The sequence below is a fragment of the Flavobacterium gyeonganense genome, assembly GCF_029625295.1.
Classification (GTDB): domain Bacteria; phylum Bacteroidota; class Bacteroidia; order Flavobacteriales; family Flavobacteriaceae; genus Flavobacterium; species Flavobacterium gyeonganense.
Window position 1 is genome coordinate 4,938,476 of sequence record NZ_CP121112.1, and the last position, 23,425, is coordinate 4,961,900.

24 protein-coding genes are annotated in these 23,425 nt (G+C 33.2%); 17 read left to right on the plus strand and 7 right to left on the minus strand.

Going from position 1 to position 23,425, the window contains the following annotated elements:
- Positions 1-10 precede the first annotated feature (10 nt).
- Both P5P89_RS20890 and P5P89_RS20895 read right to left on the minus strand, forming a co-directional pair.
- On the minus strand, positions 11-1,291 hold the full coding sequence (locus P5P89_RS20890) for a glucose-1-phosphate adenylyltransferase (RefSeq protein ID WP_278010066.1): 1,281 nt from the start codon (positions 1,289-1,291) through the stop codon (positions 11-13).
- Positions 1,281-2,708 carry a glycogen synthase gene (locus P5P89_RS20895; RefSeq protein WP_278010067.1) on the minus strand — a complete coding sequence of 476 codons (1,428 nt, stop codon included), beginning with the start codon at positions 2,706-2,708 and terminating at the stop codon, positions 1,281-1,283. Before P5P89_RS20895 ends, P5P89_RS20890 begins: the two co-directional genes overlap by 11 nt.
- A gap of 131 nt (positions 2,709-2,839) precedes the next feature.
- On the opposite strand from P5P89_RS20895, the gene P5P89_RS20900 reads away from it, so the two are divergent.
- From P5P89_RS20900 to P5P89_RS20920, 5 genes are all read left to right on the plus strand, one after another.
- Positions 2,840-3,703 (plus strand): alpha/beta fold hydrolase, encoded by an 864-nt coding sequence (locus P5P89_RS20900; protein ID WP_278010068.1) that lies wholly within the window; start codon positions 2,840-2,842, stop codon positions 3,701-3,703.
- A gap of 7 nt (positions 3,704-3,710) precedes the next feature.
- Positions 3,711-4,361: an endonuclease III domain-containing protein gene (locus tag P5P89_RS20905; RefSeq protein WP_278010069.1), complete on the plus strand. Its 651-nt coding sequence runs from the start codon at positions 3,711-3,713 to the stop codon at positions 4,359-4,361.
- Between the two features lie 87 nt (positions 4,362-4,448).
- Positions 4,449-4,775, plus strand: coding sequence for an ArsR/SmtB family transcription factor (locus P5P89_RS20910; protein WP_278010070.1), 327 nt, complete (start codon positions 4,449-4,451; stop codon positions 4,773-4,775).
- Positions 4,776-4,829: 54 nt separating this feature from the next.
- The gene (locus P5P89_RS20915; RefSeq protein ID WP_278010071.1) at positions 4,830-5,306 is read left to right on the plus strand and encodes a DUF6428 family protein; all 477 of its coding nucleotides are present in this window, start codon (positions 4,830-4,832) and stop codon (positions 5,304-5,306) included.
- Between the two features lie 18 nt (positions 5,307-5,324).
- On the plus strand, positions 5,325-5,954 hold the full coding sequence (locus tag P5P89_RS20920; RefSeq protein ID WP_278010072.1) for an arsenate-mycothiol transferase ArsC: 630 nt from the start codon (positions 5,325-5,327) through the stop codon (positions 5,952-5,954).
- 342 nt (positions 5,955-6,296) lie between these two features.
- On the opposite strand, the gene P5P89_RS20925 is transcribed toward P5P89_RS20920, so the two are convergent.
- Entirely contained in the window at positions 6,297-6,818 is a 522-nt protein-coding gene (locus P5P89_RS20925) for a hypothetical protein (RefSeq protein ID WP_278010073.1), read from the minus strand.
- Between the two features lie 308 nt (positions 6,819-7,126).
- Between P5P89_RS20925 and P5P89_RS20930 the strand changes: the two genes are divergently transcribed.
- The 4 genes from P5P89_RS20930 to P5P89_RS20945 all read left to right on the plus strand — a co-directional run bounded on the left by P5P89_RS20930 (position 7,127) and on the right by P5P89_RS20945 (position 12,740).
- The gene (locus P5P89_RS20930) at positions 7,127-9,655 is read left to right on the plus strand and encodes a PIG-L family deacetylase (RefSeq protein WP_278010074.1); all 2,529 of its coding nucleotides are present in this window, start codon (positions 7,127-7,129) and stop codon (positions 9,653-9,655) included.
- Positions 9,656-9,771: 116 nt separating this feature from the next.
- Positions 9,772-11,502, plus strand: a complete 1,731-nt coding sequence (locus P5P89_RS20935) for a sodium:solute symporter family protein (RefSeq protein WP_278010075.1) — start codon at positions 9,772-9,774, stop codon at positions 11,500-11,502.
- A 30-nt stretch (positions 11,503-11,532) separates the two neighbouring features.
- Positions 11,533-12,081 (plus strand): GNAT family N-acetyltransferase, encoded by a 549-nt coding sequence (locus tag P5P89_RS20940; RefSeq protein WP_278010076.1) that lies wholly within the window; start codon positions 11,533-11,535, stop codon positions 12,079-12,081.
- A gap of 98 nt (positions 12,082-12,179) precedes the next feature.
- Entirely contained in the window at positions 12,180-12,740 is a 561-nt protein-coding gene (locus tag P5P89_RS20945) for a DUF3575 domain-containing protein (RefSeq protein ID WP_278010077.1), read from the plus strand.
- Here P5P89_RS20945 and P5P89_RS20950 read toward each other — a convergent pair.
- Positions 12,737-12,967 (minus strand): VF530 family protein, encoded by a 231-nt coding sequence (locus tag P5P89_RS20950; protein WP_278010078.1) that lies wholly within the window; start codon positions 12,965-12,967, stop codon positions 12,737-12,739. The two genes, P5P89_RS20945 and P5P89_RS20950, sit on opposite strands and share 4 nt — an antisense overlap.
- A 95-nt stretch (positions 12,968-13,062) precedes the next feature.
- Positions 13,063-13,701 carry a hypothetical protein gene (locus P5P89_RS20955; protein WP_278010079.1) on the minus strand — a complete coding sequence of 213 codons (639 nt, stop codon included), beginning with the start codon at positions 13,699-13,701 and terminating at the stop codon, positions 13,063-13,065.
- Positions 13,702-13,836: 135 nt separating this feature from the next.
- On the opposite strand from P5P89_RS20955, the gene smpB reads away from it, so the two are divergent.
- Positions 13,837-14,292, plus strand: a complete 456-nt coding sequence (smpB, locus tag P5P89_RS20960) for an SsrA-binding protein SmpB (protein WP_025571512.1) — start codon at positions 13,837-13,839, stop codon at positions 14,290-14,292.
- A 120-nt stretch (positions 14,293-14,412) separates the two neighbouring features.
- Complete coding sequence (locus tag P5P89_RS20965; protein ID WP_278010080.1) at positions 14,413-15,417, plus strand: Fic family protein; 1,005 nt, start codon at positions 14,413-14,415, stop codon at positions 15,415-15,417.
- Between the two features lie 10 nt (positions 15,418-15,427).
- Here P5P89_RS20965 and P5P89_RS20970 read toward each other — a convergent pair whose 3' ends face one another.
- On the minus strand, positions 15,428-16,276 hold the full coding sequence (locus tag P5P89_RS20970; protein WP_278010081.1) for an NAD(P)H-hydrate dehydratase: 849 nt from the start codon (positions 16,274-16,276) through the stop codon (positions 15,428-15,430).
- A 232-nt stretch (positions 16,277-16,508) separates the two neighbouring features.
- On the opposite strand from P5P89_RS20970, the gene gcvT reads away from it, so the two are divergent.
- The 6 genes from gcvT to P5P89_RS21000 all read left to right on the plus strand — a co-directional run bounded on the left by gcvT (position 16,509) and on the right by P5P89_RS21000 (position 22,817).
- Positions 16,509-17,591 carry a glycine cleavage system aminomethyltransferase GcvT gene (gene gcvT, locus P5P89_RS20975; RefSeq protein WP_278010082.1) on the plus strand — a complete coding sequence of 361 codons (1,083 nt, stop codon included), beginning with the start codon at positions 16,509-16,511 and terminating at the stop codon, positions 17,589-17,591.
- A gap of 145 nt (positions 17,592-17,736) precedes the next feature.
- The gene (locus P5P89_RS20980) at positions 17,737-19,767 is read left to right on the plus strand and encodes a carboxy terminal-processing peptidase (RefSeq protein ID WP_278010083.1); all 2,031 of its coding nucleotides are present in this window, start codon (positions 17,737-17,739) and stop codon (positions 19,765-19,767) included.
- 131 nt (positions 19,768-19,898) lie between these two features.
- Positions 19,899-20,612, plus strand: a complete 714-nt coding sequence (locus P5P89_RS20985) for a YebC/PmpR family DNA-binding transcriptional regulator (protein ID WP_026729302.1) — start codon at positions 19,899-19,901, stop codon at positions 20,610-20,612.
- A gap of 135 nt (positions 20,613-20,747) precedes the next feature.
- A complete protein-coding gene (locus tag P5P89_RS20990) occupies positions 20,748-20,945 on the plus strand; it encodes a hypothetical protein (protein ID WP_278010084.1) in 198 nt (65 codons plus the stop codon).
- Positions 20,946-21,131: 186 nt separating this feature from the next.
- The gene (kdsA, locus tag P5P89_RS20995; RefSeq protein WP_278010085.1) at positions 21,132-21,950 is read left to right on the plus strand and encodes a 3-deoxy-8-phosphooctulonate synthase; all 819 of its coding nucleotides are present in this window, start codon (positions 21,132-21,134) and stop codon (positions 21,948-21,950) included.
- 51 nt (positions 21,951-22,001) lie between these two features.
- Positions 22,002-22,817, plus strand: coding sequence for a hypothetical protein (locus P5P89_RS21000; protein WP_379681169.1), 816 nt, complete (start codon positions 22,002-22,004; stop codon positions 22,815-22,817).
- A 62-nt stretch (positions 22,818-22,879) separates the two neighbouring features.
- Here P5P89_RS21000 and P5P89_RS21005 read toward each other — a convergent pair whose 3' ends face one another.
- Positions 22,880-23,422 carry a DUF1697 domain-containing protein gene (locus tag P5P89_RS21005; RefSeq protein WP_278010087.1) on the minus strand — a complete coding sequence of 181 codons (543 nt, stop codon included), beginning with the start codon at positions 23,420-23,422 and terminating at the stop codon, positions 22,880-22,882.
- Between the last annotated feature and the right edge of the window lie 3 nt (positions 23,423-23,425).

Consider the following 23,425-nt stretch of genomic DNA (forward strand, 5'->3'; position numbering starts at 1 on the left):
GTACTAAACATTAATCTATCCTGAAATTATCCGGAAGAATAGCTCCTTTTTTAATCACAACAATCCCGTCCTTTATAGTGTACAATTCATTTGTAAAATTTTCCAGATGAGTACCTCCGTTGATGTGGACATTGTTACCAATACGTACATTTTTATCAACTAAAGCATTTTTAATAAAACAGTTCTCTCCTATGCCGATTTGGATTGTATTGTTCAGGGAATCCTGATTCATCTCATCAATATCCTGATAAAAATCGTTACCCATAACATACGAATGCTGGATTACTGTTCCGTCTCCAATTCTGGAACGAATTCCAATTACAGATTTTGATATTTCGTTTGCATTGATAATGCACCCTTCAGAAATTAAAGACTGATTTATATTCGAGTTTCTGTATTTTGAAGGAGGAAGTAATCTCGGACGTGTAAAAATTTTACTGTAGTTGTCAAACAGGTTAAATTCAGGAATATCGTCTGTAAGACCAATATTTGCTTCGAAAAAAGAATCAATGTTTCCTATATCTGTCCAATAGCCTTCATATTGATAGCTAAGTATCTTATGCTTGCCTACTGCCTGCGGAATGATTTCTTTTCCAAAATCCTTGGTATCCGGATCCGCCATCAATTCCTCCAGTAACTGACGGTTAAAAATATATATTCCCATAGAAGCCAGATACTTTTTACCTTTTTCCTGCATTTGCTCGCTCACTTCAGATTCCCATTCCGGCAAAAGTGAAGCGTGTGGTTTTTCGATAAAAGCTTCAATACAACTTTCATTATTTGCTTTAAGAATTCCAAAATCCGGTGCGTCTTTTGCATTAACCGGTAAAGTAGCGATAGAAATAGGAGCGCCAGATGCGATATGGGCATCCAGCATCTCGTTGAAATCCATCTGATATAACTGATCACCAGATAAAATCAGAGCATATTCAAAATCATGTTTTACGAAATGTGACATACACTGACGAACAGCATCAGCAGTACCCTGAAACCAGGTTGGATTATCAGGGGTTTGTTCAGCAGCCAAAATATCTACAAAAGATTCACTAAAAATACTGAAATTAAAAGTGTTTTTAATATGAGCATTCAAAGAAGCCGAGTTAAACTGCGTCAATACAAATATTTTAAAAATATCTGAATTGATACAGTTGGAAATAGGAATATCAACTAATCTGTATTTGCCACCAATAGGAACGGCAGGTTTAGACCTCGTTTCTGTTAACGGATACAAACGCGATCCCTGACCACCCCCTAAAATAATTGCAACTACTCCTTTTTTGTTAACTTTCATTTTTCTGAATTATTTGGTTATATGTTTCGATGTATTCTTGGCAAACTCTTTCCCAGGAATGATCAGTAGCCATTCCTTTCTTTATTATTTTATTAAACCCAGTTTTATCATCATACAAATTTACAGCGCGATTAATTGAATAACAGACATCCTCAACCGACGCCTGATTGTGGCAGATTCCGTTTCCATCATCGCCAAAATCAATTACCGTATCCCTCAAACCTCCTGTTCTTCTTACAATTGGAACTGTTCCGTAACGCAGTGCATACATTTGGTTTAATCCGCAGGGTTCTACCCTTGAAGGCATTAATATAAAATCAGAACCTGCATAAATTAAATGGGCCAGTTCTTCATTATATCCAATGAAAACATTGTAATTCCCTTTATAATCGTTTTGCAACTGCAATAATTGTGTTTCAATATCAGGATTTCCTGATCCCAAAATCAGGATATTGATATTTTCAAAATTTTCAGACAGCGCGATTGCGGAAGCCTGAGGCAAAAGATCGCCGCCCTTTTCATCGAATAATCTTCCAATAAAACTAAACAAAGGTTTTGATGAATCTAATTCGAATCTTTCACATAGCCTTTCCTTATTTTTTTGTTTTCCAAATTCAAAATTATCAATTGAATAATGGGATTCCAGCATTTTATCTGTGAAAGGATTCCAAACTTCAATATCTATTCCGTTTAAAATTCCTTTTGATTTGCTTCGCATTTGATTGAATAACGATTCCAGTCCGTTTGCCGAAACATTAATTTCATCCAGATAACTCGGAGAAACTGTCGTCACCGCATCAGCACATTTAACCGCTACAGCCAGTGAATTTAAGGAATTATCCCATTCCAGAAAACCTGCATGACGTACATCAAACTCTGGGATATAATGCATTTTATCATGACCAAACCATCCCTGATACAACCCGTTATGAATGGTGATAACGGTTCTGATCTTGCTTACAGCTTCATATTTATAACTAAATTGAAGCATAAACGGAATTAAACCTGTATGATGATCGTGACAGTTGATCACGTCGGGAATTACATTCTTAGCCAAAATCCAGTCTAAAGTGGCAATCTGAAAAGATAAAAAACGTTCGATATCATCTTCATATCCATAAACATTCGGACGGTCAAATAACTCCTTAATTTCAATCAGATATAATTCATACCCAAGTTTATTAGTTGTTTCCTTTAGAACATTATAAGTAAATATAAAATTACCTAAAACAACATTGTCTGAATGTACGGTTTCAAAATCATTTTCATGTTTAAACTTTGTATCATATGCAGGAACCACTACTCTTACCTGATGCCCGGCATTTTGCTGATACTTCGGCAATGCCCCGACAACATCGGCTAATCCGCCAACTTTGGCCATTGGGTAACATTCTGCACTAAGATGAAATATTTTCATTAAGACGGCTGTTTTATAAAATTGGTACTAAATCAAATTAATACGTAAATTGCTATTATTCTGTAATTTTATGTTTTTTAAATTTAGGAAAAAACTTAGTAGAATTTAGCTCCAAAATAAAAATTATCATTATGCCAAAAAAAACACCAAATCCTGTAAAATCCTTAAAAATCCCCTTGTTTATTATTATTTCTGCGAAATTATGTGCCATTGTTTCCCAAAAACTCGTAACTGCTTATGCAGCAAAACTTTTTACAACACCTGTAAAACATAAAATTCCGAAAAGAGAATTAAAAATGGATTCTGAAAGCATCCAGAATACAATTCATATTCCGGCAATTGATAAAAACATTAGGGTTTATGAATATGGTAAAAGCAAAAAGAAAGCATTGCTTGTTCATGGCTGGTCAGGACGCGGAACACAATTATTCAAAATTGCAGATTCACTTTTAGAACACGGGTATTCAATTGTAAGTTTTGACGCTCCGGCTCACGGAAAATCGAAAGGCAGCACAACTATAATGTCTGAATTTATAACATCGATTTTAGAAATAGAAAAACAATACGGGCCATTTGAAATTGCAATAGGTCATTCATTAGGCGGCATGTCTGTTTTGAATGCCATTAAAAACGGCTTGAATGTAAAAAAGGCTGTTATTATTGGCAGTGGCGATATTGTACAGGATATTTTAGATGAATTTGTTTCGAAATTGAGATTAAAACCCGAAATTAGTAATCGCCTGCGTGATTATTTTGAAAATAAATATCAGGTAAAAATGGATGACTTCTCAGCGTATCAGGCTGCTAAAAAAATAGCAATTCCTATTTTGGTGATTCATGATAAAAATGATCCGGAAGTTCCTGTAAAAGCAGGAATTCATATTCATGAAAACCTTCAAAAGGGGAGTTTATTTTTGACAGAAGGCCTTGGTCACCGAAAGATATTGGGAAATCATGACGTAATTAAAAAAATTATTGAATTCACAATTAACTAAAACTGTCATGGATTTATTTGGAGAAACGAGAAACTGGGAACAGGATTTAAAACCTATTTTAAAAAAATATAAAGGAAAAAAACATCCTTTGGACTATGAAAACACATATCAGTTACTGGTGATGGTTGTACTGTCGGCACAAGATTCTGATGCGAATATCAACAACATCGCTCCTGCCCTTTTTGCTGAGTTTCCAACCCTAAAAAGTCTTTCAAAAGCAGATTCGGAAACTTTTATGCCCTATGTAAGTAAAGTTCGGAATCACGCTACCAAAACCAACTGGCTTCTTGAAATCGCCAAAACGATTCAAAATGATAAAGATATTCCACTTACCCTAAATGGATTAACAGCATTGAAAGGTTTGGGAAGAAAATCTGCCAATGTGATTTTAAGGGAAACCGGTCACCCACCAGAAGGTATTATTACCGATTTACATGTGATTCGTGTTGCTCCAAGACTTGGTATTGTAAAAGAAAGCAAGGATGGTAATAAGGTCGAGAAACAACTGATGGAAGTTTTACCCAAAAAAATCTGGTCAGAAATTGGTATGGCAATCTCATTTCACGGAAGGGAAACCTGCAGGCCAAAACCTAAATGTGAAGAATGTATTTTGAAGGATATTTGTTATTATTTTCTACATCTTAAAAATGGAATTTGATTAATCTATCTCTTTAATTATAAAAAATATCACCATTAGTTTTTTTAGACAATATTTATCGTAATATTGCAATATAAAAATAAAAAAATGGGAGCTAGTAAAACAGATCATTTTACCGATAAACAAAATCAGATTGCTATGATTGCAAAAGCGTTGGGGCATCCTGCCCGAATTGCTATTATTGAATATCTGCTGAAAGTTGACACCTGTATTTGCGGAGATATTGTCAACGAGCTTCCACTTGCACAACCTACTGTTTCTCAACATTTGAAAGAATTAAAAAATGCTGGAATTATTAAAGGAAATATCGAAGGGAATGCTATTTGTTATTGTATTGATGAAAAGACATTAACTATCATAAAAGATTATTTTTCTAAAATCATTCTCACACTCACTGATCAAAAATGTTGTTAAACATTTTTATTTAACAATATCGTAATATTGCAATAAATAATTAATATTTATATTATGAAACTATCAGAAATTAAAACACTACTGAACACTGTAGAAACAGTAAACTTTCAATTACCGGACGGAAACTTTGTGCCGGAGCATTTTCATGTTACAGAAGTAGGCTTAATAACTAAAAATTTCATTGATTGTGGAGGAACTGTACGTAAAGAAACTGTAGTAAACTTTCAGCTTTGGAATGCCAACGATTTTGAACATCGCTTAAAACCACAAAAACTGATTCATATTATCAAACTTTCTGAAAAAGTTTTAGGAATTGAAGATTTTGAAATTGAAGTCGAATATCAGGACACTACTACAATTGGAAAATATGATTTAGGTTTCAATGGCAAGGATTTCCAACTTCTCAATAAGAAAACGGCTTGTCTGGCACAGGATCAATGTGGAATTCCTGCCGAAAAACAAAAAACAAACCTTATACAGCTTACCGCTAATAATGCTAATTCATGTACTCCAGGCGGAGGATGCTGCTAATTATTCCGTTAAATTAATATGTCAAATAAAGAAACATTATTCACTGCTATAGAAAAAGTTGTATCAGGATTTAATTTTGAAGAAATTACTACTGAACGCAAAGACATTTTACATCCTCTTATTGATTTCATTCAATCGAAAATTGACCATAAGGAAGATATCCGGTTGAATTTCATTTGCACCCACAATTCCAGAAGAAGTCATTTATCGCAGATATGGGCGCAAACTGCTTCACATTATTATGGTGTAAAAAATGTATATTGCTATTCAGGAGGAACAGAAGCTACGGCGATGTTCCCCAAAGTTGCACAAACTTTAGCGAATACCGGATTTAAAGTTCAAAAACTATCCGAAGGAAACAATCCGGTTCATGCCATTAAATTTGCTAAAAACCATGCCCCAAATATCTGTTTTTCAAAAAAGTATGATGATGAATTTAATCCTGAAAGTAGTTATGCAGCCATTATGACCTGCTCACAGGCTGACGAAGGCTGTCCGTTTATCGCAGGAGCTGAAAAACGGATTGCGGTTACGTATGAAGATCCAAAAGCTTTTGATAACACTCATTTGCAGGACTTTAAATATCAGGAACGCAGCTTACAGATTGCTTGCGAAATATTTTATGTTTTTTCTCTAATAAAAATATAGTTTTTAGTTTTTTTGTTGAGAATAATGCAAGACATTAATTATAACATTTTTAACTAATTATGTATAGAAAGATGAAATTAGGCAATTGTTTGTAATTGTAATAAAAATAAGCTTGTTATGTCTCCAGAAATCCAAAAATTGATATCGCCAACTTTGGACTTGATTTGAGTTATATGGCAATAGAATGTAGAAACGTTTCATTCCATAAATATGGATCTTCGTTTATATTACGCGGATTGGCGATATGGCAGTTTTTAGCAAAATTTTAATAGAATTCCGATTACTGAAACTTGCTAATTGTTTGATAGAAACGCTTCAGCCGTCATATGCTAAAAACAGATATTAGTTACTCGATTTCTTTTTATAGGAGTATTCATGTCTGTTTATCCATTCTGTTTCACCAGCAAATTGTACATCTTTTCTATTTTTGTAAATTGTTGGCCCCAAAGTATAGGTGTGTCTAATTGTTGCAGGTTTATTATCATTCCCATCATTTCCAAAATTTTCAGTAATAATCTCAATATTACCATCCGGCAGTTTACGTTTTGATTTAACTAATTCCTTCTCAATATATTTTCCGTCCGGTGATATAGATATTGTATCAATTGAATTTGCACTTGTTTCATTTGGGTAAATGTTTGAGAAAACAAATTTTTCAGACTTGCCAATTCTTTTAATTTCTATGTTTGCTGGCATAGTATAAGGTTTCCCTGAAGAATAGTCAAGATATGTCAAAGAGCCTTCCCAAGTTCCTGATAATTTATAAAAGTCTTTTTGGATGGTTTTAAAACTATTTTGAGCAATACAAATCGACGTAATTAATATTGTATTGATTAGGGCTGCATAAAGTCTTATTTTTTTCATTTTATCAGTAATTAGATGTTGTAGATAGCCTTAACGATGAATTGTTTATATGAAAAAAAGATTATTTTATCTACCTGATTTTTAAATTCATATACTAAAGTCTGTTTCTTATATGTGTCAAATATATTTATTTTTTCTTACAAAAAGTTAAGTCATATAAAGTTTCTAATTCTAATATTAAAAACTACTGTTCTAGCCCTGGCACAAACTTCAAATCACAAATAAATGCAATATTAACATTTCATTTAATTAGGGTTCAAAGATTTAATTACTATTTTTGGGACTCTTTCAAAAATATGAATCACGCTATGCGAAAAACACAGTTATTTTTACTTTTTTTTATCAGTATTCAAATTTCTTTTGCCCAGCAGCCTCAAAAACCTAATGCTGTCGAAATTTATAATCAAATTCAAAAATTAAACTTTCTGGGCTCTGTTTTATACATTGCAGCGCATCCGGATGACGAAAACACACGGCTTATTTCATATTTATCAAATGAAGTCAATGCGAGAACGGGTTATTTATCACTGACTCGTGGCGATGGAGGCCAGAATTTAATTGGTCCGCAGCTGCGTGAATTATTAGGCGTGATCAGAACCCAGGAACTGATTGAAGCCCGAAAAATAGACGGTGGGGAACAGTTTTTTTCGCGTGCAAATGATTTTGGGTTTTCAAAAAACCCTGATGAAACTTTAAAAATCTGGGATAAGGATAAAGTCCTTGCCGATGTAGTCTGGACAATCCGAAAATTTCAGCCGGACGTGATTATCAATCGTTTTGATCACCGCTCACCCGGAACGACGCATGGCCATCACACCTCGTCTGCAATGCTGAGTGTGGAGAGTTTTAATTTGACAAACGATGCCAAAAAATATCCTGAACAATTAAAATATGTGGACACCTGGCAGGTTAAACGCTTATTTTTTAATCCATCCTGGTGGTTTTTTGGAAGTCAGGAAAAATTTGATGCAGCTGATAAATCGAAATATACTTCTTTGCAAACAGGCGTTTATTATGCCGGAATTGGCAAATCGAATCAGGAAATTGCTGCTTTAAGCCGCAGCCGTCATCAGTCGCAGGGATTTGGAAGTACCGGAGCAAGAGGTGAAGAAACTGAATATCTGGAACTTATAAAAGGCGAAAAAGCCAAAAACCTCAATGATTTATTTGACGGAATTGATACATCATGGAACCGTGTAAAAAATGGTAAACCTATTGGTGACTTAATTTCGCAGATAATTAAAAATTATAATTTCAGCAATCCGTCTGCAAGTATTCCTGATTTGATAAAGGCATATTCGATGATTCAGGAACTGGAAGATACCCATTGGAAAGATTTAAAATCAGATGCAATAAAAAACATTATCGCATTGAGTGCCGGATTATATCTGGAAGCAGTTGCTGATGAGCAGGAAGCCACACCGGGAAGTAGTGTAAAACTAAACATTGAAGCTATCAACAGATCTTCAGTAGAAATGCAATTGACAGGCTTAACTTCGTTGCCGGACAATAAAACAACTGTTAAATATAAGCTTTTCTTAAAAAACAATAATGACCAGCGATTCAAACTTGAAATTAAGCTTCCTGAAACTATCGAATATACACAGCCTTACTGGCTGAAAGAAAAAGCAAGTGTTGGGATGTACACTGTATCGAATCAGGAAATCATCGGAACTCCGGACATCATAAGAGATGTAAAAGTGCTTTTTAATATAAGAATTAACGGTGTTGATATTCCGTTTGAACGAACTGTTGTCTATAAATATAATGACGGCGTAAAAGGAGAAATGTATAATTTTCTGGATATTGTTCCGGAAGTTACGACTTCGATTCTGGAAAAAGTCTTAATTTTTAAAGACACAAAAAGCAAAATGATTCCCGTAAAAGTCCGTGCGGGAAAAGATGGAATTAAGGGAGATTTGCAACTACAACTTCCTAAAAGCTGGGTGGTTACTCCTACCAAAATTCCGTTTACACTGGAGAAAAAAGGAATGGAACAAACGTTTTATTTTGAAGTTATCCCTCCCTCCAACCCTGAAGAAGCTGTTGCAAAGAGCGTAGTTATGATGGAAAACAAAAAATTTGACAAAGACCAGACTATTCTTGATTTCACTCATATCACAAAGCAATTGGTTTTAAAATCAGCCGAATCAAAATGTATTCGAATTGATTTAAAAACCACGAATGATGCAATTGGTTATATTATGGGCGCAGGTGATGAAGTTCCAGAAAGCCTGACTCAGATGGGTTATAAAGTAACTATTTTAAAACCAGAAGAAATTACACCTCAGAGATTGGAATCTTTTAATGTGATTATTACAGGAATACGTGCTTACAATACCGTAAACGCTTTGGCAAACAAACAGCCAATCCTTTTTGATTTCGTTAAAAGTGGCAAAACGATGATTGTACAATACAATACAAATGGCAAGTTAGTTACGGATAAAATTGCACCTTACCCGCTTAAACTTTCTAATGACCGTGTGACTGAGGAAAATGCAAAAGTTACTTTTCTTGCTCCGGATCATCCTGTCTTAAACACGCCAAACAAAATATCAACAAAAGATTTTGAAGGATGGACACAGGAACAGGGATTATATTACCCTAATCAATTTGATGATGCTTTTACTCCGATTATTTCATCCCATGACAAAGGCGAATCAGACAAAAAAGGAGCTTTGTTAGTGGCCCCATATGGAAAAGGCTATTATATTTACACTGGCCTGAGCTTTTTTAGAGAACTACCAGAAGGTGTTTCCGGTGCTTACCGGTTACTTTCGAATATTATTTCGCTAAAACAGCCTATAGAAGCTCCAAAGCAGGAATTAAAAAACTAATTAAAATGGAAGCGAAAAAAGAAAAAAGATGGAAAAAAAGTTACACTTATGTATTAGTAGCAAATGCCGTTTACATTATTATTTTTTTCTTAATCATGCAATTATACTCATAACTTATGCAGCTATTTGACTGGATTGTACTTATTGTTACCCTTTTATTTATTGTAGTATACGGATCATGGAAAACCAAGGGAAGCAAAAATGTTGAAGACTTTATTTTAGGCAATAATGAAACTCCCTGGTATACCGTTGGACTTTCTGTAATGGCAACACAGGCAAGTGCGATTACTTTTTTATCTACACCAGGGCAGGCCTATCATGACGGAATGGGTTTTGTGCAGTTTTATTTTGGACTGCCAATTGCCATGATTGTCATTTGTCTGACCTTCATTCCTTTATATCATAAAAACAAAGTATTTACAGCTTATGAATTTCTGGAAAAGCGATTTGATGTAAAAACACGTTCGCTGGCAGCCATTTTATTTCTGGTGCAAAGAGGATTAGGAACTGGTTTGACTATTTATGCTCCAGCAATTATATTATCGACTCTCTTAGGCTGGAATTTAACTTTGATGAACATCTTTATTGGTGTTCTTGTTATATTCTATACATTCTCCGGAGGGACAAAAGCAGTAAATGTAACTCAGAAACAGCAAATGTTCGTGATTATTTCCGGGATGTTTATCACATTCTTTCTGATTCTGCATTATTTGCCACAGGATATGACTTTTTCAAGTGCCATGCATATAGCCGGTGCCAATGACAAGATGAATATTGTGGATTTTTCTTTTGATCCCGAAGAAAGATATACTTTCTGGAGCGGAATCACAGGTGGTTTTTTCCTTATGCTTGCCTACTTTGGAACAGACCAGTCGCAAGTAGGCCGTTATCTATCGGGAAAATCTGTCAAGGAAAGCCAGATGGGATTAATTATGAACGGACTATTAAAAGTTCCAATGCAGTTTTTTATATTGCTTACAGGGGTTATGGTTTTTGTGTTTTTTCAATTCAATCCTGTTCCTTTGAATTTTAATCCAAATAATAAAATTATTATTGAAAAATCTGCTTTTAAAGAGGAATATCATGCTTTGGAAGTTAAGTTAAACAAACTTTCTGAAGATAAAAAAGTAATCAATCTTTTGTATATCGAACAGTTGAATCAGGATTATGACAATCCAATTCTTCGAAAAGAATTAGTTACATTATCCAACAAAGAAAAAGATTTGCGTGACCGTGCGAAAGAAATCATTTCTAAAGCCGACAGCAATAGTGAAACCAATGATAAAGATTATGTGTTTTTCCATTTCATTTTGCATTATTTACCAAAAGGACTCATAGGATTATTACTGGCAGTCATCATGTCAGCAGCTATGTCATCAACCGCTTCCGGATTAAATGCCTTAGCATCAACAACTGCAATTGATATCTATAAACGAAACCTGAAAGAAGAGAAGTCTGAAAAGCATTATCTCAATGCTACTAAATTCTTCACACTTTTCTGGGGAGTCGTTGCGATACTTTTTGCGTGTGTAGGAACATTGTTTGAAAATTTAATTCAGTTGGTAAATATTATTGGATCAATTTTTTACGGAACTGTTTTAGGTATTTTTCTAGTTGGTTTTTATCTGAGACGTGTTCAGGCAAAACCAATGTTCTACAGTGCAATTATTAGCCAGCTGACCATTTTTATCATTTATTATTTTATGATTTATATTTACCCAAGTGGGCAGGAAAAATTAGGTTATTTATGGCTGAATTTTATTGGTGCAATCCTAACTATCTTATTATCTGTGTTCATACAAATTACTTTTTACAAAAAAAATAATCCAGAATTAAATGGGTTATAATTCTGAATTAAAACATTATATCATTTTTTTATGCTAAATTTTAACTTCACCCCTTTTCCGGTTATAGAAACTGAGCATTTTATTTTAAGACGAATTACAGATGATGATGTAAATGAAGTTTTTGAATTGCGATCAAATCCGGAAACAATGAAATATATTCCAAGACCTTTAGTTAAAACTACAGAAGATGCTCTTGAACATATTGGAATGATTGAAGAAAAAATCGTAAAAAATGAAGGAATCAATTGGGGAATTACATTAAAAGGCAACCCTGAAATTTTAGGTATTATAGGATTCTACAGATTGCAGCCTGAAAATTATCGTGCAGAAATTGGCTATATGTTACTTCCTGAGTTTCATGGAAAAGGAATTATTACTGAGGCAGTAAAACGATTAATTTCTTATGGCTTTGATGACTTAAAACTTCACTCCATTGAAGCTGTGATTGATCCTGAAAATTTTGCCTCTGAAAAAGTTTTACAAAAATGCAATTTTGTAAAAGAAGCACATTTAAAAGAAGCTGAATTTTATGATGGAAAGTTTTTGGACAAAGTCATTTATTCGTTATTAATCAGCTGATTTTTTTTTAAAATAAAGTTTTATAAGCTACTGTTTTTATTCCACTATATTTGCAAATAAAACATGAAATTTTTTCTTGTTTTATTTAAACTTAAAACATGAAAAAAATACTCATAATTCTTTTTATACTTTCAATAAGTGTAAAAGGTCAAACTTATATAAAATTCAATACTTTTTCCGCTTTAGTTCTTGTTCCCAATCTGGGATTAGAAACAAGTATTGGCAAAAAAACGACTTTTAGTTTGGATGTTATGGCTTCCTTTTGGGAATCATTTGATGGAAAAAAACCAATGAAATTTATTACTTATACTCCTGAAATACGATATAATTTTAAAGAAAAATACAATGGCTTTTATACGGGGGGCCATATAGGTTTTGATACATATGAAATCCAGAAATGGGATTACTGGAAGGATTTCCCGAACCATTATGAAAAAGGAATGGGATATAGAATAGGTGCAACAATTGGGTATAACAAAAAACTTAATGAAAAATTTTTATTAGATCTTTTTGTAAGAGGAGGCTGGCATCAGGGATTTTACAAAGGCCATTATAATGATGGTACACCAGGAAGTTACGAAAATGTAAAAAACTGGAATAAAAGTGGCGAATGGCTGCCTTATGGAGGTGGCATTATGATTTCTTACAAACTAAATTAATTTTCAGGAAACTTAGAAATTGATTTAATATACAGATTTTCCACTTTTTTTCTGGCCCAATCTGTTTTTCTTAAAAATTTAAGACTAGATTTTATACTAGGATTTTCAGTAAAACATTTGATCGGAATTAACTCTCCTAAAGTATCAAAACCATAATAACCTATAAGGGTTTCAAGAATTTTTTGAAGCGTTATTCCGTGAAGCGGATCTTTAGATTTACTTTGCATGTTTATATTTTTAAATGAATAACAAAAGACTGTGCTTAAAAAGTACGGTCTTTTGTGCAAAATTAACGAATTGACCCAAAACAATTCATTAAATTTTAGAATAAGAACTTAAATCCAAAAGAAAGCGGTGATGTGAGGTTTGGATTACTTCCTGCCAAAGCCGTGTTGTAAAACGGATCAACATTTGCAACGTGCGCTAGTCCAAAATTAGTAACTGTAGTTTTCTCTCCATTTTTAGGCTCAAGAGTTGTAGTTGTAAAATTGGCTAAGTCATAAGAAAATTCAACTGAGAAGTTTTTAGTTATAAAATAATCAAAGCCTCCTGATACAGATAACCCAAACTGATTTACTTTTAAATCGCTTTCCTTTTCTTTTCCCGTAATTACCGGCAAAGCAGCTTGTCCGAAGAAATACAGTGAACCGGCTACATTCCAATATTTTCTTACCAAAGGCTGAACAACAATAAGATCAGTTTTTGCAGCTGTACCTGCGTCTGATTCGGATTTAATATTGATGTATCCAACTCCTGCTCCCACAGCCACAGATGGAGATACAAATGTCCCAACAATTGGCAATACAGATAAACTTGTGTTTTTTTCATCAGCCATTTTGGTCTGCTGATAGCCAAATTGTGAAGTTGCAAACCATGTTCCTTTTAATCCCTGACTGCCCTCCTGAGCTTTAACGGTTAAACCAATTAAAATTATGCTCACTAATGTTACAATTTTTTTCATGTTATTATGTTTATTAATTACATGACAAACTTATGGGGAACCTTTTGCGACGGGAATGATTAAAATCATAGATTAAAAAAAACTTTAATTATATTTAAGCACGTCAAAGTTTACAATTTTACTTATTTTTGCATCATGTTAAAATCAGTCAATATACTTAATAAAAGAGCCAGGTTTGATTATGAAATAATCGATACCTATACTGCCGGAATTGTTTTGGCAGGAACTGAAATTAAATCAATCCGATTAGGGAAGGCTAATATTACCGAAAGCTTCTGTGAATTTAGTAATAATGAGCTTTTCGCTATTAATACATACATCGAAGAATATTCATTTGGAAATCAGTTTAATCATAAATCAAGAAGCGAAAGAAAATTGCTTCTAAATCGGAAAGAATTAAAAAACCTTCAGAAAAGTGTTCAGGCAAAAGGATTAACTATTGTTCCTCTTAAACTGTTCACGAATGAAAAAGGACTTGCAAAACTTCAAATCGGACTTTGTAAAGGAAAGAAAAATTACGACAAACGTGAATCCCTAAAAGAACAGGATACAAAACGTGACTTAGATCGTATAAAAAAAGCGTTTAATTAATATCCTTTGTAGGAATTGTGGTTTTTCTTAAAACAAGATATTTTAAAAAGCAATATTAATGTATTGCTTTTTTTATTTTAAATCTAATGACAAATTACGTCAAGACAAACCTCTTTTAAAATGAAATCACTTCTTAAAAATGCTCGTGAAAAAAAGGGACTAAAAACCCGTGAAGTAGCACAAATATTAAGCATTGATCAGGCTTTAATCAGTAAATTTGAAAGCGGCCTGCGAAAACCAACAAAAGACCAGATTACAAAATTAGCCACACTTTTAGAAATTGATCATGAAACTTTGATGATTGCATGGTTAAAAGAAAAAATTTTATACGAAATTGGAGATGAAGAATTTGCTTTAAAAGCGCTTGCTGCAACCGAACAAGAGCTTAAATATCAAAAATCTGTATCAAAAATAAAAGTATCAGTTACTTTAGGAAAAATGCTACAGGAAATTGAACTTCTAAAAACAAAATTGGATTCTTCTGCCCAAAACAATTTTAATGAAATTTCGCAAAAATCCGAATTAGAATATACTTTTGAAAGTAATCGAATAGATGGGAATACCATGACTCTTAAAGAAACAGAAATGGTGATTAACGAAGGGGTGACTATTTCGGGTAAAAGTATGAAGGAACACCTGGAAGCCGTAAATCATCAGGAAGCTATCCGTTTTATAAAAGATTTAGAAAAAAACAATTCTTTTACTGAACGTAATCTTTTATCAATTCACAATTTAATCCAAAGAGGAATACATTCTGAAAGTGGCAATTATAAAAAAACCAGAACAAGTGAGAAAGAGTCTAAAACTTTTTTGATTTCCAAAGAAATAGAAGAATATTTCACTTGGTTCGAAGTCAATAAAAACAAATTGCATCCTATTGTTTTAGCCGGAGAAATGCATTTCCGCCTTTTAAAAATTGATCCTTTTGACGAAGGAAACGGAAAAATTTCCAGACTAATCATGAATTTAGTTTTATTACAAAAGGGATATCCAATTTTGAACATAAAGGGAGATGAAGAAAATAAAAAAAACTATTCCAGATTGAACGAAAATAATGATTCTGAAGAATTTCTATTTTTTATTGCACAAACCCTAAAAGAAGTATTAGAAAAATACCTCAAATGAGCAAAGGAAATTAATTTTCAAGGCTCAAAAATGCTTTTCCAAGGTTTTTAATGATATCAGATGCTATAAAAGACTGATAACCGGTTTCTGGTAAAGCAATATCAGCTGATAATCCGTGAATAAACACTGCTAATTGTGCTGCCTGGACAGGTACATAATCCTGTGCAAGTAAACTGGTAATGATTCCTGTAAGTACATCACCGCTTCCGGCAGTTGCCAACGCTGCGTTTCCGGTTGTGTTTTGGTAAACTTTTGTCTTATTGATAATGTAAGTTGGGGCTCCTTTCATTACAATAATTACTTTATGATGTTCTGAAAAAGCGATTGCTTTCTGAAACTTCTCAGATTCAGAATCCCATTTGCCAATTAAACGTTCGAGTTCTTTTGGATGTGGAGTCAAAATTGTATTTTCAGGGATTAATTCGAGCCATGACTGATTTTCTGAAAGAATATTTAAAGCGTCTGCATCCAGTACTAAAGAAGTTTTATTCGTTCTTAAAAATTCAAATAGAGCTTTTTGTGTTCCTAACTCCTTCCCTATTCCCGGACCTATGCCAATTGCTTGTGGAATCAACGGAAGCTGAATATGGGTTATAAAGTTTGTATTTTCGTCAGTGACAACCATGACCTCAGGAATTGAAATCTGAAGAATCTGATAACCGCATTTTGGAGCAAAAGTCGTTACAAGACCACAACCCGATTTGATACAGGATTTTGAAGCCAGGACAGCGGCTCCTACTTTGCCATAACTTCCAGCAATTATTACCGCATGTCCCTGAAGTCCTTTGTGTGTCAATGGATTTGCAGCTTTGTAAAATTTTATGATTTCTTCTTTTGTAATTAAATACGTCAACTTCATCGCGGTGCTTTTATATTCTAAAGTTACATCAAAAAATCAAAATCATAAATTATTCTTTGCAACGACTACTAGCCCTGGTAGCAGCGACATCCTTTTTATTTTTCCTTTAAAAATAAAAAGATATAGCGAATAACAGGAAAGAGCTCCAAATCATTGCGAAATTTACAATTTAAGCCATTTATATTCGATATTTTTTGAATAGATTTGCAAAACAATTTTATACAACAATACAATGAAAAATACTGCGCTTACGCACATACATGAAGGTTTAGGAGCAAAAATGCTTCCATTTGCAGGTTATAATATGCCAATTACTTACGAAGGTGTAAATGCTGAACACGAAACAGTTCGTAACAGTGTGGGTGTTTTTGACGTTTCGCATATGGGGGAATTTTTGTTGACAGGACCTAATGCTTTAGCTTTGATTCAGAAAGTGACTTCAAATGATGCATCAACTCTGACAATTGGTAGAGCCCAATATTCTTGTCTTCCAAACAATGAAGGCGGGATCGTAGATGATTTGATTGTGTATAAAATGAAGGAAGAACAATATTTGTTAGTAGTAAATGCTTCGAATATTGAAAAAGACTGGAACTGGATTTCGTCTCACAATGATTTAGGAGTTGAAATGAGAAATCTTTCAGACGATTATTCATTATTAGCCATTCAGGGTCCAAAAGCAGTTGAAGCAATGCAGTCTTTAACTTCTGTTGATTTGTCTGCAATAACATATTACCATTTTGAAATAGGCGATTTTGCAGGAATCGAACATGTAATCATTTCTGCTACAGGATATACTGGTTCTGGCGGATTTGAAATTTACTGCAAAAACAGTGAAGTAGAACAAATCTGGAACAAAGTTTTTGAAGCCGGGGCATCTTTCGGAATTAAGCCGATTGGTCTTGCTGCACGTGATACTTTACGTCTTGAAATGGGATTCTGTTTGTACGGAAATGATATTAATGATACTACTTCTCCGCTGGAAGCTGGTTTAGGATGGATCACGAAATTTACTAAAGATTTTACTAATTCTGAAAGCTTGAAAAAGCAAAAAGAAACAGGTGTTACTAGAAAATTGGTTGCTTTTGAAATGCAGGAGCGTGCAGTGCCAAGACACGATTATGAAATTGTAGACGCTGACGGAAATGTTATCGGAATTGTGACTTCCGGAACCATGTCGCCTTCTATGGGCAAAGGGATTGGTCTGGGCTATGTTACAGTTGCAAACAGCGCAGTCGCTACCGATATTTTTATCAGAATCAGAAAAAATGATGTTCCGGCTAAAGTGGTAAAATTACCCTTTTATAAAAAATAAAATTTTAGATAAATATTCAAAAAATGCATTGCTTAATTGTGATGCATTTTTTATTGAACCACTATTTTGATATAAGAATATTCCGGAAAAATATAACAATTAATAAAAAATTAAACGTAAATTTAATTCTGGAATTCTTCAAAATATGAAAAAAATAATATCGGTATTTCTACTTATTACAAACATTCTATTTTCTCAAAATAGTGACAAGACATGTGAAATACTTACCAAAATAAATCATCTAATTCAAAACGAACACATTAGACCAAAACCATTGGATGATAATTTATCAATTTATGTTTTTGATAATTTAATGGATGAGCTGGATCCTTCCCGAAATGTTTTTTTCAAATCAGAATATGATGAAATGTCTAAACAATATCGACTGAATATAGATGATTTGATAGTAAAAGGAGATTGTAGTTTTTTGTCTGATATTACGAACAAATACAGAAATGGACTTCTGCGCAATAAAGCTATTTTAGAGAAAATTCAAACCGGAACAATTGATTACAATAAAAAGGACACTATCCGGTTTTACAAAAAAGCCTTCAAATTTTATCTTAAAAAAGAAGATTTGGAGAAAGTGTGGCTAAAAAAAATCCGTTACCAAATCCTGGATGATATTGCTGAAAAAAGCGACAATCTTGATTCTTTAAAATTAAATTTCAAGTCAATTGAATTACAATCGAGAACTACTATTTTATCAAACGAAATCTGCAGGATAAATACACTTTTAGAACGAAAAGACACACAACAGGAAAACCTTTATAACTTTTTTTGTACCTACTTTGATCCGCATACAGCCTACTTTAGCGATGATTCTAAATCAAGTTTTGTAGCATCTTTATCGAAAGAACATTTTTCATTAGGAGTAAGTTTAAAATTAAATGAGAAAAATGAAATCATTATTGATGAATTAGATCCAAATGGTCCTGCATTTCAAACGGGACAGATTAAAAAAGGAGACCAGATAGTTTCAATTTCAAATCAAAAAGAAACCTTAGAAGTTTCATGTGCATCATTAGAATCTGTTTCAAGTATGATATTATCTGAGTCTAATAAAAAGATTACGCTTACTTTAAAACGAAATTCTGGTAAAAATTTTGAGGTTTATATCGAAAAGCAAATAATGAAAGATGAAGAAAATTCTGTTTATAGTTTCATTATTGGTAAAGAAAGCAAAATTGGATATATTAAGATTCCCAGCTTCTATGCTGATCTGGATCAAAATAACCGTAAAGGCTGCGCTGATGATGTAGCCAGGGAAGTCATCAAACTTGAGAGAGATAACATAAAAGGTCTTGTAATTGATCTGATTAATAACGGTGGTGGTTCTATGGAAGAAGCTATAAGGCTGTCCGGTATGTTTATTGATTACGGACCTCTTTCTGTTGTTATAGATAATAAGCAAAATAGAACTGTAATAAACGACCCGTACAGAGGTTTGATCTACAAAGGACCAATCGTAATTTTAATAAACAGCAATACAGCTTCTGCAAGTGAATTTTTTGCTTCAAATTTACAAGACTATAACCGTGCTTTGTTATTAGGCAGTAGCACGTTAGGAAAAGCTACCATGCAGACAATAGTTCCTCTTGATGAAAATACAACTACCGATTTTCTAAAAATAAGTATTAATAAATTTTACAGAATAACCGGTAAAACCCATCAAAATACAGGTGTTAAACCAGATGTTATTCTTCCTGAATTCTATGAAAACATCTTTCAAAAAGAAAGTAGTTTCCCAACTGCTATCTTAAATGACAGCATCGACCTTTCATTAAAATACAAACCTTATGTAAAAAGAAATCTAATTGATAAAATTGCCAAAAACAGTTCGGCAAGATTAGCTGAAAATTCCTATTTTAAACAAATCAGGGAAATCAATTCAAAAATTGACGAAATAATAAATGCTCCAAAAACGGAAGTACCAATGACAATGAATTCAATCTTTGAGCAGAAAACTATCAGAGAAAAAATATGGAAGGAAATTAATGCATTTAGTGATACAAATAATCCGTTAGATATATATAATTCAACTATAAATCAATTCTTACTTGGTGTATACCCCGCTGAAAAAACAATAAATCAGTATAAAATTGACAATCTGAAAACCAATCCTTACCTGAATGAAGCCGTAAATATTATCAATGAATTTAATACTTCAAAATAATTTTCAGATTATCTAAATTTCAAACTTTTTTTATTTTTTAAACTAAAAGCATAATTTTAAAAAGAATATAATTTGATTTTGGAAAAATAAGGAATAACCGTATTTTTGCATCACAAAACTAAAAATTAGAAATGGGAAGAGCGTTCGAATTTAGAAAAGGAAGAAAAATGAAACGTTGGTCAGCAATGGCCAAAACATTTACCAGAATTGGTAAAGATATCGTTATGGCTGTTAAAGAAGGCGGACCAAACCCAGACGCCAATTCTAGATTAAGAGCTGTTATACAAAATGCAAAAGCAGCCAACATGCCTAAAGATAATGTGGAGCGTGCTATAAAAAATGCAAGTAATAAAGATACTGCCAACTATAAAGAAATTTTATTCGAAGGATATGCCCCTCACGGAATTGCCATTTTGATTGAGACAGCTTCTGATAACAACAACAGAACAGTAGCCAATATCCGCAGTTATTTCAATAAATGTAACGGTACTATGGGTACTCAGGGTTCTGTTGAGTTTATGTTTGACCACACTTGTAATTTCAGAATTGCCAATAATGGTCTTGATGCCGAAGAATTAGAATTAGAACTAATTGATTTTGGTGCCGAAGAAGTTTTTGAGGATGAAGACGGAATCTTAATTTATGCTCCTTTTGGAAGTTTTGGAGCTTTACAAAAAGAATTAGAAAACAGAGGACTGGAAATCTTATCATCTGGTTTTGAACGTATTCCTCAAATCACAAAAGAATTAACAGAAGCTCAAATAGCCGACGTTGAAAAACTGATTGAAAAAATAGAAGAAGATGATGACGTAATGAACGTCTATCATACTATGAAAGAAGAGTAATTGTTAAAAATAAAACTAAAAGCCCCGAAGATAAACTCTGGGGCTTTTAGTTTATAATGATTTTAAACAAATTAAGGGCTAAAATAAATAGCACACGAACTATTATATTTGTACTTCCAAATTTAAAATAATCTCATGAAAAATTCCAACTACACTAAAGTTGCCGTGATAATTATGGTAATATTGTTTGTAATTGTAAGTATGTTAGGATGTACGGTACACAACCACTCACATTCTCATTCACACCACAAATCAAAAAAAATGCCTCCTGGTCAGGCAAAAAAAATATCCGGAGACAAAAGTGCTAAATCACATGCACATGGTCATCGTTAAAAATATTTTTATTCAAAGCCTTTTAATTTTTAAGAGGCTTTTTTAGTTTCTGTCAATAAAGAAACAACAGTATTTGGCATAAATACATTTTTTCTAAAAGTTAACGCTGTTTCTTAAAATAATCACAAATCTTCATCTGTAAATAGCAAATCCTGACTACATTTGCACTGTCAAAAAATCACAGATATGAATTTACAGCATATTCCACAAATTAAGCATACTGACAGTGGCAATTTCTTTTTATTAGCAGGACCCTGCGCTATAGAAGGAGAAGAAATGGCACTTCGAATTGCTGAGAAATTAGTTGGTATTACCGACAAACTTCAGATTCCTTATGTATTTAAAGGATCATTTAAAAAAGCCAACCGTTCCAGAATTGATAGTTTCTCCGGAATTGGTGATGAAAAAGCACTAAAAATTTTACGAAAAGTTTCTGAAACTTTCCATGTTCCAACAGTAACAGATATTCATACGAATGAAGACGCTGATATGGCCGCACAATATGTGGATGTATTACAAATTCCTGCTTTCTTAGTACGTCAGACTGATTTGGTTGTAGCTGCTGCTAATACAGGAAAAACAGTAAATTTGAAAAAAGGACAATTCATGAGTCCGGAAAGCATGAAACATGCAGTTCAAAAAGTGTTAGATTGTAATAATGAAAATGTTATAGTGACTGACCGTGGTACTATGTTTGGTTATCAGGATATGATTGTTGATTACCGTGGGATTCCCACTATGCAGCAATATGCTACAACGGTTCTGGATGTAACACACTCATTGCAACAGCCTAATCAAACTGCCGGTGTTACGGGAGGAAGACCAGATATGATTGAAACTGTTGCTAAAGCAGGTATTGCTGTAGGTGTTGATGGTATTTTTATCGAAACTCATTTTGATCCTGCAAATGCTAAAAGCGATGGTGCCAATATGCTTCATTTAGACTATTTCGAAGGACTAATGACCAAATTGGTAGCTATCAAAAAAACGGTTAATTCATTCTAATTTCATAATAATAAATTGAAAAATAATTTTTTATTCTTGCCTTTTTTCTTAATGTGTTTCGCTGTAAATACATTTGCCCAGGAAGAAATTGCAATACAAGACAAATACACAGCACACAATAAAGGAAAGTTTTTTATTTCATGGGGAGGTAACAGAGAAAGTTATTCTAAATCTGATGTAACTTTCAGAGGAAAAGATTACGAGTTCACTGTCCACGATATGAAAGCACATGATAAACCAAAAGGGTGGCATGTTGATTATATTAATCCGGCTAATATGACCATTCCGCAGACGAATTTTAGGCTTGGTTATTTCATAAACGATCATTATAGTATTGCAGTTGGAGTTGACCATATGAAATATGTTATGACGCAAAACCAGATTGCGAATGTTACAGGATATTATCCAAATTCAGGTACATATGACGAATTAATATCAGGACAGCCGGAACAGCTAATCATGACAGAGAAATTCTTAACCTATGAGCATACTGATGGCCTAAATTATGTAAACACAGAAGTCTCAAGACATGATGATATTTCAAAATGGTTTAGACTCCCGAATATTGATAAGGTTCAGATTAATTTAACTGAAGGCTTAGGAGGTGGCGTTTTGTATCCTAAAACAAACACCAAGCTTTTAGGAAAAGAACGACACGATGATTTTCATATTTCGGGTTATGGAGTATCCGCAAAAGCAGGAATTAATGTGACTTTTTACAAACACTTTTATATTCAGGGAGAATTAAAAGGCGGTTATATTAATATGCAGGATATCAAAACAACTGCAAGCAATGACGATAGTGCTTTTCAGGACTTTTTCTTCTTTCAGCGAATTATTGCTTTTGGAGGAATTTTCAGAATCTAAAAAACATAATCAACCATAATAAAAAGCAGGTTTCATATTTAATTTGAAACCTGCTTTTTGTTTTACTCTGAATAAATATTAAGCAGATTCGTTACGGTATTCCAGTTTCTAATTGTTGCCGTGACATTAAGTTTTTTCTCAATATATTTTTGATCAAATCTGGTTTTTCCAGCACCAATAGCATATTTTATAAAAATTCTGTTTCCGTCAATACTTGCTTCGTCTGGTTTAAATTGGCTGATTTTTAAATCATTTATACTTTCTTTTTTCAAGGCAATTGAAACAAAAGCAACGTAAAGTTTTTTACTGTCAACTTCTTTTTCTTTTAGAAAAGGATTGTTTTTAAAACACAATTCCAAATCTTCTTTTGCAATTACCACAACAGGAACTTCGTGTCCAAAAACTTTAAAAATTTCCTGCTTAATCATAAATCCTACTTTTGAAGCACTTTCTTCATCGGTATCCACAAAAACATTCCCAGACTGCAGATAGGTTCTTACATTCGTAAAACCAATATTTTGCAGCATCGTTTTTAATGCTTCCATTTTCATCATATTGTGGCCGGAAACATTAATTCCTCGTAAAAGTGCTAAGTGAGTTGTCATATT